Annotated in this window: 12 protein-coding genes and 1 pseudogene; 4 read left to right on the forward strand and 9 right to left on the reverse strand. The window is 73.6% G+C overall.

Going from position 1 to position 14,669, the window contains the following annotated elements; all coding sequences use genetic code 11:
- Positions 1-14: 14 nt before the first annotated feature.
- The 8 genes from GA0074694_RS21525 to GA0074694_RS21560 form a co-directional block, all read right to left on the reverse strand.
- Positions 15-1,271, reverse strand: coding sequence for a multidrug effflux MFS transporter (locus GA0074694_RS21525; protein WP_245715019.1), 1,257 nt, complete (start codon positions 1,269-1,271; stop codon positions 15-17).
- 172 nt (positions 1,272-1,443) lie between these two features.
- Positions 1,444-3,048, reverse strand: coding sequence for a protein kinase family protein (locus tag GA0074694_RS33115; RefSeq protein ID WP_245714837.1), 1,605 nt, complete (start codon positions 3,046-3,048; stop codon positions 1,444-1,446).
- Between the two features lie 83 nt (positions 3,049-3,131).
- On the reverse strand, positions 3,132-4,766 hold the full coding sequence (locus GA0074694_RS21535) for a serine/threonine-protein kinase (RefSeq protein WP_091461217.1): 1,635 nt from the start codon (positions 4,764-4,766) through the stop codon (positions 3,132-3,134).
- A 223-nt stretch (positions 4,767-4,989) separates the two neighbouring features.
- The gene (locus tag GA0074694_RS21540; protein ID WP_091461219.1) at positions 4,990-5,850 is read right to left on the reverse strand and encodes an STM4011 family radical SAM protein; all 861 of its coding nucleotides are present in this window, start codon (positions 5,848-5,850) and stop codon (positions 4,990-4,992) included.
- On the reverse strand, positions 5,847-7,154 hold the full coding sequence (locus tag GA0074694_RS21545; RefSeq protein ID WP_091461221.1) for an STM4012 family radical SAM protein: 1,308 nt from the start codon (positions 7,152-7,154) through the stop codon (positions 5,847-5,849). Before GA0074694_RS21545 ends, GA0074694_RS21540 begins: the two co-directional genes overlap by 4 nt.
- Positions 7,151-7,954 carry an STM4013/SEN3800 family hydrolase gene (locus tag GA0074694_RS21550; protein ID WP_091461223.1) on the reverse strand — a complete coding sequence of 268 codons (804 nt, stop codon included), beginning with the start codon at positions 7,952-7,954 and terminating at the stop codon, positions 7,151-7,153. Before GA0074694_RS21550 ends, GA0074694_RS21545 begins: the two co-directional genes overlap by 4 nt.
- On the reverse strand, positions 7,942-9,042 hold the full coding sequence (locus tag GA0074694_RS21555; RefSeq protein ID WP_176738057.1) for an STM4014 family protein: 1,101 nt from the start codon (positions 9,040-9,042) through the stop codon (positions 7,942-7,944). Before GA0074694_RS21555 ends, GA0074694_RS21550 begins: the two co-directional genes overlap by 13 nt.
- 5 nt (positions 9,043-9,047) lie before the next feature.
- Positions 9,048-9,260: a hypothetical protein gene (locus GA0074694_RS21560; RefSeq protein ID WP_091461225.1), complete on the reverse strand. Its 213-nt coding sequence runs from the start codon at positions 9,258-9,260 to the stop codon at positions 9,048-9,050.
- A gap of 183 nt (positions 9,261-9,443) precedes the next feature.
- On the opposite strand from GA0074694_RS21560, the gene htpG reads away from it, so the two are divergent.
- Entirely contained in the window at positions 9,444-11,357 is a 1,914-nt protein-coding gene (gene htpG, locus GA0074694_RS21565) for a molecular chaperone HtpG (protein WP_091461227.1), read from the forward strand.
- A gap of 43 nt (positions 11,358-11,400) precedes the next feature.
- Here the strand turns inward: htpG and GA0074694_RS21570 are convergent, their stop codons facing one another.
- Complete coding sequence (locus GA0074694_RS21570; protein ID WP_091461229.1) at positions 11,401-11,622, reverse strand: hypothetical protein; 222 nt, start codon at positions 11,620-11,622, stop codon at positions 11,401-11,403.
- Between the two features lie 40 nt (positions 11,623-11,662).
- On the opposite strand from GA0074694_RS21570, the gene GA0074694_RS21575 reads away from it, so the two are divergent.
- The 3 genes and pseudogenes from GA0074694_RS21575 to GA0074694_RS21585 form a co-directional block, all read left to right on the forward strand.
- Positions 11,663-12,805, forward strand: coding sequence for a winged helix DNA-binding domain-containing protein (locus tag GA0074694_RS21575; RefSeq protein WP_425413629.1), 1,143 nt, complete (start codon positions 11,663-11,665; stop codon positions 12,803-12,805).
- Positions 12,806-12,858: 53 nt separating this feature from the next.
- Positions 12,859-13,428: a DUF1707 SHOCT-like domain-containing protein gene (locus GA0074694_RS21580; RefSeq protein ID WP_176738058.1), complete on the forward strand. Its 570-nt coding sequence runs from the start codon at positions 12,859-12,861 to the stop codon at positions 13,426-13,428.
- 267 nt (positions 13,429-13,695) lie between these two features.
- A pseudogene (locus GA0074694_RS21585) lies at positions 13,696-14,481 on the forward strand (ISL3 family transposase); the annotation flags it as partial.
- Between the last annotated feature and the right edge of the window lie 188 nt (positions 14,482-14,669).

Below are 14,669 nucleotides of genomic sequence, written 5' to 3' on the forward strand. Positions count from 1 at the left end.
CCGGCGCGGCCCGGTCAGTGCCCGGGACCGGCCACCGGTACCGCGCCGAGACGAGCCGGCCGGACCACGACCAGCAGGACGATCATCGCGCAGGCCATGCCGCCCGCCACCACCAGCGCCATCGCCACGGCCCCGGTACCGAGCACACCCACCAGCGGTGCCGCGACCGCGCCCACGCCGAACTGCACCGCGCCGAGCAGCGCCGACGCGGTGCCGGCCGCCTCCCCGTGCCGGGACAGCGCCAGCGCGGGGGCGTTCGGCATCGCCAGCCCGGCCGCCGCCAGCACCACCCAGAGGGTGGCCAGCAGGGCGGGCAGCCCGCCGAGGCCGGTGGCCGCGAAGACGAGCAGCCCGAGCGCGGCCACGGTGCCGGCGCCGAGGGAGACCAGCAGGATCCGCTGAGGGGTGTACCGCCGCAGCAGTCGCACGTTGAGCTGCGTGGCCAGGATCAGACCCACCGCACCCGCGCCGAACGCCAGGCCGAACTCCTGCTCGTCGAGGCCGTACTGGTCCTGGAGAACGAACGACGACCCGGCGACGTACGCGAACAGCGCCGCCATCGCGAGACCGGCGACCAGTACCAGCCCGACGAAGACGCGGTCGCGCAGCAGCGCCCCGTACGTCCGCAGGGTGTCGACCATCCGGCCGGACCGCCGCAGGGCCACCGGCAGGGTCTCCCGCAGACCGAAGGCGGCGACGGAGAGCAGGGCCACTCCGAAGATCGCGAGCACCACGAAGATCCCCCGCCAACTGGTCCAGCGCAGCACCTCGCTGCCGAGCGTGGGGGCGAGGATCGGCGCGGCACCCATCACGAGCATCAGCCGGGAGAAGAGGGTGGCGAACGCGGCCCCGCTGAACAGGTCACGGACGACGGCCATCGCGACGACCGCGGTCGCGGCCGTGCCGAGACCCTGCAACACCCGTAGTGCGCCGAGCACCTCCACCGAGGGCGCCACCACGCAGAGCAACGACGCCAGCACGTGCAACGCCGTGCCGGCCAGCAGGGGCGCCCGGCGGCCCAGCGCGTCGGAGAGCGGCCCGATCACGAGCTGACCGATCGCGAGTCCGGCGAGCGTGCCGGTGAGAGTGAGTTGCACCGCCGCCGAGGTGGTCCGCAGGTCGTCGACGATCGACGGCAGCGCCGGAAGATACATGTCGATGGTCAGCGGCCCGATCGCGATGAGGGAACCGAGGACCAGGACGAGCCGGACCCGCTGCCCCGGGCTCATCAGCTCGCCCGGGGTCGCCGTCGGTGGTGGCGCGGCCTCCATGGTGACACTCAACGGGTACCGCCTGTCTGATCGTTTGCGCTCATGTCTGCGACCAAATCCCGACGGCCGCCCGGCATTCCCGCCAGGTGCCAGAGGTGCGCAGGGTCACAGGCGGCACGCTACCCGGCGGGGCTGTGCCCGGACCGGGACGACCCGCTGGTCACGGGACTGATCACCCGGTCGGGCACTGGTAGCGGAAGACCGTCCGTCCCTGGGTGGGGGTGGGGTCGGTGATGTTGATGACGGCGGTCTCCGTCGTCGAGCCCGTCCCGCTGAACGCCCACTTCAGGCGCAGTGTCACCGTCCGCTGGCCCCGGGCCACCCGCTGGGTGAGCAGGCCACCCGGTTCGGCACCGTCACGCAGCCACTGGTAGCGGATGGTGCCGGCCCGACCGTTGGTCTCCACGGTCGCCACCACGTCCACGGTCACGTCGCAACGTTCGCCGGGCGGCTCGGTTACGGTCACCCGTACCGAACGGATCTCCAGCGGACTCATCCGTTGCCAGAGGTGCAGCCCCACCGCGACCAGCAGGGCGAGGGTGAGCAGCGTCGACAGGACCGAGCCGACCAACCGCCAGCGGGAGCGGCGAGGCGGGGCCGGTGGGCGCTGCCAGCCGGGTGCCGTCGGCGGCCCGCCGGGTACGCCCGGTCCGAAGCGCACCTCGGTGCTGGGCAGAGGGGGCGGGCCGGCGGGCTCGGGCCGCCCGGTCGACCGATAACTCTCGGTGGTCGGGCCCGGGGCGGCGGCGGTGGCATCGGTGGTCACCGGGGGCGGGGTTGTGGCCGTCGACTCCACCGACCGGTAGGTCCGGCCGGTGCGGGACGGCTGGTCGGGCAGGAGGGTCGGTACCCGCGTCGACACGAACGGGTCCACCGGCGGCGGCATCGACAGCGCCGTGTCGGCCTGGCCCGGTAGCACGTTGGCCGACCCGCCGAGCGTGAACGCCTCGGTGGGGACGGCCCCACCGGGGAACGCCTCCGTGGCCACGGCTGCGGTGGGGAACGCCTCCGTGCCCACGGCCCCGGCGGAGAACGCCTCGGTGGGCACGGACCCGTCCTGGTCCTCGGTGGACGTGGCCCGGTGCCGGTGGGCGGTGACGGCGGCGAGTAGTCCGGTCCGGCCGTCGGATCCCACCGGCAGCGGGGTGTCACGCAGCTCCCGTACCGCCTGGGCCAGGTCCTGCTCGCCCCGCGCGGCGCAGCGCAGCAGCAGGTCGGCGCCGGGCTGTGTGCCGCACCACCGGGCGACCAGCCAGCGGACCAGTTCCGCCCAGGCCCGCCGGTCCGTCGCAGGGTCGGCCGGCACGCCGTGCAGCGCCGGCAGCAGGGCCGTCTCGGTGAGCGTCACCGCGCCGAGACCGGAGACCACCACCGTGCGGCCGTGCACCGCGCCGTGGCCGAGACCGGCGGCGTGCACCGCGACGAGGGTCCGGGCGGTCTCCACCGCGATGGTCGCCACCGCCGGGACGTCGAGACCGACGCCTTCGGTCTCCGCCAGTTCCGACAGCGTCGAGCCGGACGCCCCGGTGGCGGCCAGCCACAGCGCGCCGTTGTGTCGGATCGGGTCCCCGGGGCCGAACAGGCCGCCGTGGCGCAGGGCGGCCACCGCGCGGGCCGCCACGATCACCCGGTCCGCCAGCGCCGGGTCGGGGGTGGCGATCCGCAGGACGAGCTGATCGGTGCCGTCCGGCGCCAGTGCCCGCCACCACGTCCCGCAGACACCGGCGTGCGCCGGCCCCACCAGGCGCGCCCCGGTGGGCAGGGTCGGTTGGGTCATCGGGTACGACCTCCCGTGGTCGTCGGGGTCACGCCGGGCGTCGCGCGGTGCGACGTGCTGCGACACGAAGTGGGCACCGGCGGTCAGCCCGGGGTGCAGTACGACTGGAAGGAGACGTACACCCGGACCGGCCCGGCGGTGTTGCCGGCGGCGTCGGTGGCGGTGACGTCGACCGGGATGCGCGGGGTCGTCGGGTCCATCGGCAGGTTGCCGAAGGTGCCCCGGTGGGTGCCGCTGCGGGTGTACGACATCGACACGGTCGAGGTCCTCCCGCCGACGGTGTACCGGAAGCTCACCCGCAGCGATCCGGGCGAGGTGCGGTCGTCGCGGGCCGTGGCGGTGACGGTGGTGGACCTGGCGCCGTACGGGCACCCGCCCGGCTCGATCGTGCGAGGGCTGGCGTCGACGCCCTCGAGGGTCGGGGCGGTCACGTCCGGCGGTGGGGGCGGGGTGGTGCTCACCAGCGGACTCGGCGTCGCCGTCGGGGTCCGGCTCGGCGTCGGCGTGGGCGTCCGGCTGACGGTCGCCGTCGGCGCGACGGCGGCCGAGGGCGTGGTGGTGGGCGTCGGGGAGGGCGTGGGCGTGGGGGTCGTCGGGCCGTCCGTGGGGTCCTTGGGTTCGTCGGCCGGTGTCGCGACGACCGGGGCCGACGGGCCCGGTTCCACCGCCAGTTCGACCGACGGCTCGTCGCGGGAGGCGTAGCTGTAGCCCACGCCCCCGGTCACCAGCAGTGCCGCGACGCTCCCGGCGACCAGCGCCTTACGGCCCCAGCCCCAGGCTCGGCCCCGGTCGTCGGCGAGCGCGGTGGCGGCGACGGCGGTGCTGCCGTCGCTCGGTTCGTGGGACGGGAAGAGCAGGGCCAGCAGCGCCGCCCGTTCGGCCAGCCGGCTGCGGCCACGCTCCTCCCACTGCGGCCCGTACGCGCCGACCGCGACCGTCTCCAGCCAGCCCAGGAACGTGGCGGCCGGCTGCGGGCGCTCCTCCGGCGCTTTGGCCAGGCCCTGCCGGATCAGGTCGTGGACGGACGGCGGGGCCGCGTCGGTCGGGATCGGCGCGTGGGCGTGCTGGTCGCGCAGGTCGATCAGGCCCGGCCCGTGGTACGGGGCGTGCCCGGTCAGGCACTCGAAGAAGACCGCGGTGGCGGCGTAGATGTCCGACGCCGGGGTGGCCGCCGCCCCGCGCCACTGCTCCGGGGCCATGTAGCGGGGCGTGCCGGTGACCGAGGCACCCGCCTCGCGCCCGACCGGCATGGCGATCCCGAAGTCGGCGAGCTTGCTCTCGCCGGCTGCGGTGACCAGCACGTTCTCCGGCTTGTAGTCGCGGTGCACGACGCCCCGGGTGTGCGCGGCGTGCAGCCCCAGCAGGGAGCCCTTGAGGACGTACAGCGCGGCCTCCGGCTCGGTGGGGCCGTTCGCGCGCAGCATCTGGCGCAGCGAGACCCCGTCGACCAGTTCCATCACGATGGCCGCGCCGTGGGGGGCCTCCACGTACTCGTAGAGGCGGGCGACGTGCGGGTCGTCGATCGCGGCGAGCAGTTCCGCCTCGGCCCGGAACGCGGCCCGGAACGAGGGGTCGTCGCCGACCTTCCCGATCAGGTACTTGATCGCGGTGGGCGTGCCGGTGGCGTCGTGTACGGCGAGGACCACCCGACCCGACGCTCCCGAGCCGAGTTCGCGGCGGTGCGTGTAGCCGGAGACCTGCCAGTCGTGGGCGTTCACCGGGCTGCCTCCAGGAGAGCACCGTGCCCGGGACGGCGGTACGGACGACCGGCGACACCGGTCACGCCGGGCAGCCGCCGGGGCACGGGCGGCGACACCGGCGACGAGGGTACGCGGCGACGGACCCGCCGGGGTACGGCCGGTCCGTCAGTGCGGGCGAGCGGTTCGGGTGACGACACGACGACACAGGTAGCAGACCGAGGCAACCCGGGTGCTTCCCCGCTCACCGGGGCAGCTGCGGCCAGCCGGCCGGGATACGTTCCAGCACCCCGCCGGCGAAGACCTCCCGCAGGCCGAGCGGCTTGAGGTGCACGTACCCGATGTGGCAGTCGCAGACGGCGTTGGTGCAGGCCCGGGGGGCCAGGGCGGCCCGCCACGAGCCGTCGTAGAGGTTGCCGATCGGCTCGGCGATGAAGTGGCAGCGGCGGACGGTGCCGTCCCCGCGTACCGACACCGCCGTCTCCCCGGCGTGGCAGGGGCGGCCCAGGGACAGGTGGGGGCGGACGCTGTAGCCGAAGAGCGGATCCAACGCGGTCCAGGCCGCCTCCTGCTCGGCGTCGTACCGGTGCCCCTCGGCGGCGTTGACCCAGAAATAGACCTCGTCGGGCAGGGCCGCGCGCAGCGCCCGCGCCTCGGCCAGGTGCTCGGGGAACCCGACCACGCCGACCGAGAAGCGCACCCCCAGTTCGCGGAGACGGTCGCAACGGGCCAGGAAGCGTTCCCGGGTCACCTGGCCGGGGTGGTAGGTGGTCCACAGCGCCACGCGTGCCGGGTCGGCCTCGGCGAGCCAGTCCGGCCGGGCGGCCAGGTTGGTCTGGATCGCCACCCGCTCCACGTGGTCCAGGTGGGACAGACGGACCATGGCCTCGCGGTACCAGCTCCGGGTCAGCCCCTCGCCCCACGGGGTGAACAGCACCGACAGCCGGACGTCGTCGGTCGCCGCCACCCAGCCGGTGAACCGGGCCAGGTCCGCCCGGTCGGCGCGGAGCAGCTCCGGCGGGTCGTGCCGTTTCGCGAACGGGCAGTACGGGCAGTCGTAGTTGCAGCTGGCCAGCGGGCCCCGGTAGAGGATCGACAGGTTCACCGGAGCGCGTACCCCGCCATCGCCTGCCGGACCGGCGCGGAGACCAGCCACGTCCCGATCGCGTCGGAGCGCGCCAGCCCGGCGGCGGTGAGCCGGCTGCCGTCGTCGGTCGCCCAGCCGCGTCGGGTCAGCTCGGCCAGCTCCGGGAAGTCGTCGGCGGGCCCGCTGCCGAACCGTTTCCGGTACGCGACCGGGTCGAGGCCCTCGACGCGCAGCAGCGACTGGATCAGCCAGCGTCGTCGCTGCTCGGCGGCGTCGAGGTGGTAGCCGACCTCGGCGTGGTCGAAGTCGGCCTCGGGCCGGGCGAGGTAGTCGTCGATCACCGCCCGGACCTCGGAGACGCCGACCGCGTAGTCGAAGGAGTAGTGCAGCGAGGTGGTGTACGACCGCGCACCGCAGCCCAGCCCGACCATGCCGTCGTCCTGGCAGCAGTAGTCGGGCCCCTCCGGGGCCGGCACGTCGGCGCGGCGGAACTGCCGCATCGACTCCTGCCGGTAGCCGGCCGCGCCGAGCAGCTCCACCGCCTCGGTGTAGCGCGCCAGGCGTTCGGTGTCCCAGTCGGCGCGGGTGTGCGCCCGCCGGCCCAGCCCGGTCAGCGGCCGGACGTAGAGCGGGTAGAGGTACAGCTCCTCCGGCCGCCAGGTCAGGGCGGTCTCCAGGCTGGCCCGCCAGGTCTCGGCGGTCTGCCCGTCGATGCCGTAGATCAGGTCGACGTTGAGCACCGGCGCCCCGGAGGCCCGGATCGCGTCGAGGGCCCGGTCGACCTCGGCACGGCGCTGCGGCCGGCCGGCGGCGCGGGACTCGGTGTCGAGGAAGCTCTGCACCCCGATGCTGACCCGGGTGACGCCCCGCTCGGCGAGTACGGCGAGCCGGTCGGCGGTGGCGGTCGCCGGGGAGGTCTCCACCGAGATCGGCAGCCCGGCCAGCGGCCCACCGGCGGTCTCCTCGGCGATGTCGAACAGCTCGGTCAGCTCGCCGGCCTCCAGGTAGGTGGGGGTGCCGCCGCCGAATGCGGCCCGCACGAACCGGGCGTCGCCGAGGGCGTCGCGGACCCGGCGCGCCTGCCGACGCAGCTGGCGCAGGTACGCCGCCACCTGCCCGGCCGGCGGATTGGCCCGGGTGAACAGGTTGCAGAAGCCGCAGCGCATCTCGCAGAACGGCAGGTGCAGGTAGAGGAAGAGCGCGTCGCGGGGCTGGGCCGCCCAGACCTCCCGCAGTGGCGGCCGGGGTCGCAGTGGGCGGTACGCCGTCTTGTGCGGGTACGCGTAGAGGTAGCTCTGGTAGGGCGAGCCGTCGAGGGTCACGTGTCTCCCGGGTGAAGGGTGAAGTGGGCGTACGGCACGGTCCAGACCACGTCGTGGCCGATCCGGTGGCCGGTGTGCCCGTCCTCGCCGTAGGCGGTGCCGTGGTCCGAGCACAGGATCACGAAGGTGGGTCGGCCACGCGCGGTGGCCAGCGCGAACAGGCGGTCCAGGCGGCTGTCGACGTACTCCAGCGCGGCGGCGTGGCTGGCCCGGTCGTCGGTGGCCGCGCCGGGCAGGTAGTGCCGGTTCGGCTGGTGCAGCGCGGCGACGTTGAGGAAGGTGAACAACGGCCGGCCGGTGGGCACCCGGTCGACGACCTCGGCCAGCCGGTCCAGCTGCGCGCCCAGGCAGTCGGGTGCGGTCACCCCGAACTCCGGCTCCCAGTGCGCCTCGGCGAAGAGGCCGGGCAGCACCGCCCCGAGCGGGCTGCGCAGGTTGAAGAAGCCCACCCCGCCGAGGCAGACCGTGTGGTAGCCCTCGGCGCGCAGCGCGGTGGGCAGGTCGGGTGCGTCGAACACCCAGGTGTCCACCCCGGCGGACTCGCTGCCCGGGAAGCGGGCGGCGAAGAGTCGCTGGTGCGGCCCCGGGCCGGTGGGGGTGGGCAGGAAGCCGGCGAAGAACGCGTGGTGGGCGGCGTAGGTGAAGCTGGCCGGGCTGTGTCGCCGCTCCCACCGCCCGCCGGGCAGCACACGGGCCAGCGTCGGGGTGCGCCCGGCGCGGGCCAGGTCGTCGGCCACGTCGAAGCGGAGCGTGTCCAGGGTGACCAGCAGCAGGTCGTGGGAGTCGATCAGGTCGCGCACGCCGTCTCCCGTCCCGCCCCGCCGGCCGGACGCCAGCCGCCGCGCAGCGCGTGCAGCTGGGTGGCGTAGGTGTCTCGGCCGTCGGCGAGCACCCCGGGCAGCAGGTCACCGAAGGCGTTGACCTCGGCGACGGCGTGCCGGGCCCAGCCGACCAGGAACATCAGGTCGACAGCGACGTGCAGCGTACGCGGGAAACACGCCGCCACCCGCGCGCAGGTCTCCATCGCCGCCGCCCAGCTGGTCGGACCGGCCGCCGCGCGCAGCGCCGCCAGGTCGCCCCGGGCGTTGCCCAGGTGCAGGTTGGTGATCGGCCCACGCCCGGCCCGGACCACGGCGTGGGTGGGACGCCCGGCCACCACCACGACCCGCAGGTCCACCACCCGGCCGTCCAGCCCCGCCTTGGGCAGCCACCGCTCGACGTGCAGCGCGTCCGGGGCGAGCCGGTCGACGATCTCCGCCACCTCGGCCTCGTCGGTGTAGCGGCGCACCCGCAACGAGTTGAACAGCCGCCCCTCGGCCCGCTCCACCGGCGTGGTGGCGACCACCCGGGACCCGTCGGCCGCGAAGGCGAGCACCCCGGACGCCGACGAGCCGTGGGCCGGTTTGACGAACACCCGCGACCAGCCGGCCCGGCGCATCGCCGCGCGCAGGTCGGCGTAACCGGTGACCTCGCCCACCGCCGCCGGCACCGGCACCCCGGCGGCGTCGAGCACCGCGTGGCAGCGCCGCTTGTCGCACATGGTGACGATGTCGTCGGGCTGGCTGAGCAGGGTCGCCCCGCCGGAGGCGAGCCGGTCCAGCGCCCGCCGCAGGCCGGCGTGCGCGGCGGCCGTCCCGACGATCTCACCGTGCCGAGCCGGCTCGGCGGCCCCGCGCAGCAGCCGGTCGACCTCGGCGTCCTCACCGGGGGAGTCCACCCGCACCAGCGTGCCCGCCGGGGGCGGCGCGGCCCCGGTGAGCAGTTCCCGCCAGGACAGTACGGCCGGTCGGGGCAGCCCCGCGCCGACGGCCGCCTCGGTGAAAAGCCGGACCCGACGGTTGTCGGGGTTGCCGACGACGGCCAGGCGCGGGTCGCCGGTTACGGGCACCGGTGCTACTCCCCGACGGCGGTGTAGCGGTCCGCGTCGGCCGGCACCCGCGACAGCAGCGCGTCCAGCTCGGCGGCCAGGTCCTCCGGCGCGGAGTCGTAGTCGGGAGCCTCCACCCGCCACGCCACCGCCGAGGGGTCGGCCGGCAGCTCCGCCTCCCGGTCGAACCGGACGATCGGCAGACCGTCGAACGCCGTCACATGGGTACTGATGGTCACGCCAACCTCCGGCTCGCAGCTCCACGGCGACGGCACCGTAACAGTCGCCGCCGACAGCCCGTCCGGCTCGGCTCGCCGTCCCCACCTGCTGTGCCACCCGTCAGCGGGTGCCCCGGCCGGGGCACCGGCGCGCCGGCTCGTATCCTGTCCGGCGACACCACCTGTCACGGAAAGGAGTCGCCCGTGAGCAACGGGGTCGAGACGCGCGAGTTCCAGGCCGAGGCGCGTCAGCTGCTTCAGCTGATGGTCCACTCAATCTACTCGAACAAGGACGTCTTCCTGCGGGAGCTCGTCTCGAACGCGTCCGACGCGCTGGACAAACTGCGGTTGGAGTCGATGGTCGACAAGGAGCTCGACGCCGACACCTCCGACCTGCACATCGCCATCGAGGTCGACCGGGAGAAGCGGACGTTGACCGTCCGGGACAACGGCATCGGCATGTCCCGCGACGACGTGGTCACGCTGATCGGCACGATCGCCAAGTCCGGTACGGCGGAGTTGCTGCGCAAGCTGAGGGAGTCGAAGGACGCCTCCGCGTCGCAGGACCTCATCGGCCAGTTCGGGGTGGGCTTCTACGCCACGTTCATGGTCGCCGACCGGGTGGAGCTGGTCACCCGCCGGGCCGGGCAGGCCGGCGGTACCCGGTGGGAGTCCACCGGCGAGGGCACCTACACCATCGAGGAGGTCGACGACGCCCCGCAGGGCACCTCGGTCACCGTGCACCTCAAGCCGGAGGACAGCGAGGACAACCTCTTCGACTACACCGCCGACTGGAAGATCCGGGAGATCGTCAAGCGGTACTCCGACTTCATCGCCTGGCCGATCCGGATGACGGTGGAGCGCACCGACGCCGAGGGAACGACGACCACCGACGTGGCGACCCTCAACTCGATGAAGGCGCTCTGGGCCCGGCCCCGCAGCGAGGTCGACGAGGCCGAGTACAAGGAGTTCTACAAGCACCTCAGCCACGACTGGGTCGACCCGCTGGAGACCATCCACATGCGGGGCGAGGGCACCTTCGAGTACGAGGCGCTGCTGTTCCTGCCGTCCCACGCGCCGTTCGACCTGTTCGCCCGGGAGGGGCGGCGCGGCGTCCAGCTCTACGTCAAGCGCGTCTTCATCATGGACGACTGCGAGGCGCTGATGCCGGACTACCTGCGCTTCGTCAAGGGTGTGGTGGACGCCCACGACCTGTCGCTGAACATCTCCCGGGAGATCCTCCAGCAGGACCGGCAGATCCGGGCGGTCCGCCGCCGTCTGGTCAAGAAGGTGCTCACCACGGTCCGCAGCATGATGACCGAGCACCCCGACCGGTACCGCACCTTCTGGACCGAGTTCGGTCGCGCGGTCAAGGAGGGGCTGATCGACGACACCGAGAACCGGGACACCCTGCTGGAGATCACCTCGCTCGCCTCGACCCGGGACGAGACCGAGCTGACCACCCTCGCGGAGTACGTCGAGCGGATGAAGGACGGCCAGAGCGACATCTACTACATGACCGGCGAGTCCCGGGCGATGATCGAGAACTCGCCGCACATGGAGGCGTTCCGCGCCAAGGGCTACGAGGTGCTCGTCCTCACCGACCCGGTGGACGAGGTGTGGGTCGAGCGGGTCGGCGAGTTCGACGGCCGCCCGTTGCGCTCGATCGCCAAGGGGCAGGTCGACCTGGACACCGAGGAGGAGAAGAAGAACGCCGAACCGGAGCGGGAGCAGCAGCGCAAGGACTTCGAGGCGCTGTTGGCCTGGCTGGGCGAGCAGCTCGCCGACCAGGTGCGGGAGGTCCGTCTCTCGTCCCGCCTGACCACCTCCCCGGCCTGCATCGTCGGCGACGCGTACGACATGACCCCGACGCTGGAGAAGATGTACCGGGCGATGGGGCAGGACGTCCCGCCGGTCAAGCGGATCCTGGAGCTGAACCCGACCCACCCGCTCGTCACCGGGCTGCGCAAGGCGCACGAGCAGGACGGCGACAAGGAGATACTGACCGAGACGGCCGAACTGCTGCACGGCATGGCGCTGCTGGCCGAGGGCGGCGAACTCGCCGACCCGTCCCGGTTCACCCGCATCCTCGCCGACCGGCTCGCCCGGACGCTGTAGCGACCGTACGGGCGGGGTGGGTGGCCACCCACCCCGCCCCCGGTCAGCGTGGGGAGACCATGGCCGTGTAGTCGGCGGCGGTGAGCGGGCCGGTGGAGAGCGAGCCGTCGGTCCGGGGCACCCCGAGCCGCTGGCCGCCCTGCACGAAGGTGACCCGGTCCACGTCGGCGGCCGTCGGGCGTCCCGGCCTGTCCACCCCCGGCCGGTAGGCGCCGCCCCGACGCGTGGCCCGCGTGTTCCGGGTGGCCGAGGACGCGACGGTCACCGGCCGTAGCCGCGATCAGTGTCGGACCCGTGCGTTACACATGGGGAGACGGGTCCGGAAACGGTGGGGAGACACGACGGTGGAGTTCAGCACGCGGGACACGCTCGCCTGGCGGATGGCCAGCCTGCTGCTGCGACCCGGACACCTGAGCCCGCCGGCCGACGTCGCCGGGGTGGTCGAGTGGTTCGGCGCGATGCAGGCCCAGGACGTCGCCAGCGGCCTCTGGTCGCTCGGCGTACGTCTGCCTGGCTCCACCGTCGGCGACGTGCAGGCGGCGCTGGAACGGCGGGAGGCGTTGCGCACCTGGCCGATGCGCGGGACGGTGCACCTGGTGCCGTCCCGGGACGCGCACTGGATGCTGGCGGTGCTGGGGGAGCGGGCGCTGGCCGGCGCGGCGCGACGCCGGGAGGTCCTCGGGCTGAGCGAGCAGACCGCCGACCGGGCCGTGGAGGTGCTCGGCGCGGCGCTGGCCGGTGGCGGCCGGTTCACCCGGGACGAGTGCCGCCAGGCGCTCGCCGAGGCCGGCGTCGACTGCGCCGGGCAGCTCCTCTACCACCTGCTCTGGTACGCCAGCCAGCGCGGCGTGCTCTGCATCGCCCCGCACGTCGGCACCGAGCAGACGTTCGTGCTGCTCGACGAGTGGGTGCCCGACCCGCACCGGCCGGAGCGGGACGAGGCGCTGGCCACCATCGCGCTGCGCTACTTCCGCAGCCACGGCCCCACCACCCGGCAGGACTTCGCCGGCTGGACGGGGCTGACCGCCGCCGACGCCCGACGGGGGATCGCGGCGGCCGGCGACGCCCTGACCACCGTCCGCGTCGAGGGTGTCGAGATGGTGATGACCCCCGAGCTGCGCGACGCCGGCCCTCCACCTCCGGCCGACGACCTGTGGACCCTGCCCGGCTTCGACGAGTACCTGCTGGGTTTCAAGGACCGGTCGCTGATGGTCGACCGGGAGCACCTGTCGGCGATCGTCCCCGGCGGCAACGGGGTGTTCCAGTCGACGGTGGTCCGCTCCGGACGGGTGGTGGCCACCTGGAAACGCACCGTCGGGCGGAAGCAGACGGTGGTGCGGGTGGCGCCGTTGGTCGACCTGGATCCGGCGGAGCGGGCCCGCGTCGAGGAGGCGTTCGGGCCGTACGGGCACTTCGTCGGGCAGCCGCTGCGGATCGACTGGCCCTGACCTGGGCGTCGAAGCTGGCCAGGGGGTGGACCGGGTGCACCATCATGGTCCACATGCCGGACGTCGAACCCCGTTTTCCCGCCTCCCCCCGAGATGGCGGCCTGCGGTACCAGCGGCCGACCGCTCCGCCGCGTCCCCCGCACTGGCCGATGGCCAGGCACGGCGGCACGTCGATGAACCTCCGTGAGCGGGTGGGCACCCACCAGCGCACCGCTGTCGCCGAGCTGCTGGCCAGCGCGCTGGCGGAGGGCTATCTCGACTTCGCGGAGTTCGACCGACGGACGGCCGCCACCCACCGGGCGGTGACGGTGGGTCACCTCTTCGCCCAGGTGGGGGACCTGCCCCACCAGTTCCGGTGGCAGCCGACGCCGCCGGTCGTCGCATCGCCGCCGCGCCCCCACGGCGGCACGATGGCGGCCGTGGCGCTCGCACTGAGCGTGGTGTCCGTTCCGCTGGCGTTCTGCGCTGGCGTGGGTGGCCTTCTCGCCGTCCCCGGTGTCGTCCTGGGTGCTCTGTCGCTCAGGAACAGCGGCAGTCACGGGGTCGGCCTGGCGGCGGTGCTCCTCGGGCTCGTCGGGACGGTGCTGTCGCTCGGTCTGCTGGCCGTCTACGTCCTGACCTGAGCGTGTCAAGGGCCGGTGCGTCCTCGGTCGCGCCGAGGCGGCCTCGGCGGACGACCGCCCGAACAGGAACGGGGACGCGGGTACCCGGTAGCGCATCGGTCCCGAACGACCTGCCGAAGCCGTGTGATCAGGTGTCAGCGAACTGCGCGGATGAAGGCTGACCAGGTCGGGGTGGGGAACGTGAGGACCCGCCGGGGGACTGTACAAATAACGGCCCTGTCTCACATTCGGTGGTGACGGGGAGTCGTGGGGGTCGTCGACACTGGCGTGAAGGATGTCGATGAGCTTGCGCGGACGGTGTTTTCGGGTCTTCTTCCGCTGGTCGTAGAGGGTGTGGCCGACGAGGGCGAGCGGATCGTGGTGCGGGCCCGGACGCCGCAGGACACCGCGGTCTGCCCGATGTGCGGGGCCTCGTCGGGACGGGTCCACGGCTATCACTGGCGGACGGTGGCCGACGTTCCGGTCGACGGGCGTCGGGTGGTGGTCCGTGTGCGGGTGCGGCGTCTGGTGTGTCCCACGCGCGGCTGCCGCCACACCTTCCGCGAACAGGTTCCCGGGGTGCTGGAGCGATACCAGCGACGCACGGCCCGCCTGTCCCGGCACGTCAAGGCCGTGGTCAAGGAGTTGGCGGGCCGGGCAGGAGCGCGTCTGCTGGCGGTACTCGCCATGGGTCTGTCCCGTCACACGGCCCTGCGCGCCCTGCTACGCATCCCGTTGCCCACCGGGCGGATGCCCCGCGTGATCAGCGTGGACGATTTCGCTCTGCGCCGGCGGCACCGCTACGCCACTGTGCTGATCGACGCCGAGACCCATGAACGGATCGAGGTGCTGCCCGACCGCACCGCCGACACCCTCGAAGCGTGGCTACGCGAGCATCCGGGCGTGCAGGTCGTGTGCCGTGACGGCTCCGCCACCTATGCCGAGGCCATCCGCCGCGCCCTGCCGGACGCGGTGCAGGTCGCGGACAGATGGCACCTGTGGCACAACCTGTGCGAAGCCGCCCTGAGCGAGGTGAAGGCACCCAGCACCTGCTGGGCCGCCGTGCTGGACGCGCAGGGAGGCTCGCGCCGAGGCTGAGCAGGCCGGAGCCCGCGCGGTCTGATATTCATTGTTGTTCGGAACGTGCGGTCGGGGTGGTGAACCCACTGCCGCGCTTTAGTCGTGAGGCAACAGAGGGGGGTGACGGGATGATTGCGTTGAGCGACGAGGAGCTGTTGGTGGAGATGCGTGCGGCTGTGGAT

The sequence above is a fragment of the Micromonospora inyonensis genome, from assembly GCF_900091415.1.
Taxonomy (GTDB): Bacteria; Actinomycetota; Actinomycetes; order Mycobacteriales; family Micromonosporaceae; genus Micromonospora; species Micromonospora inyonensis.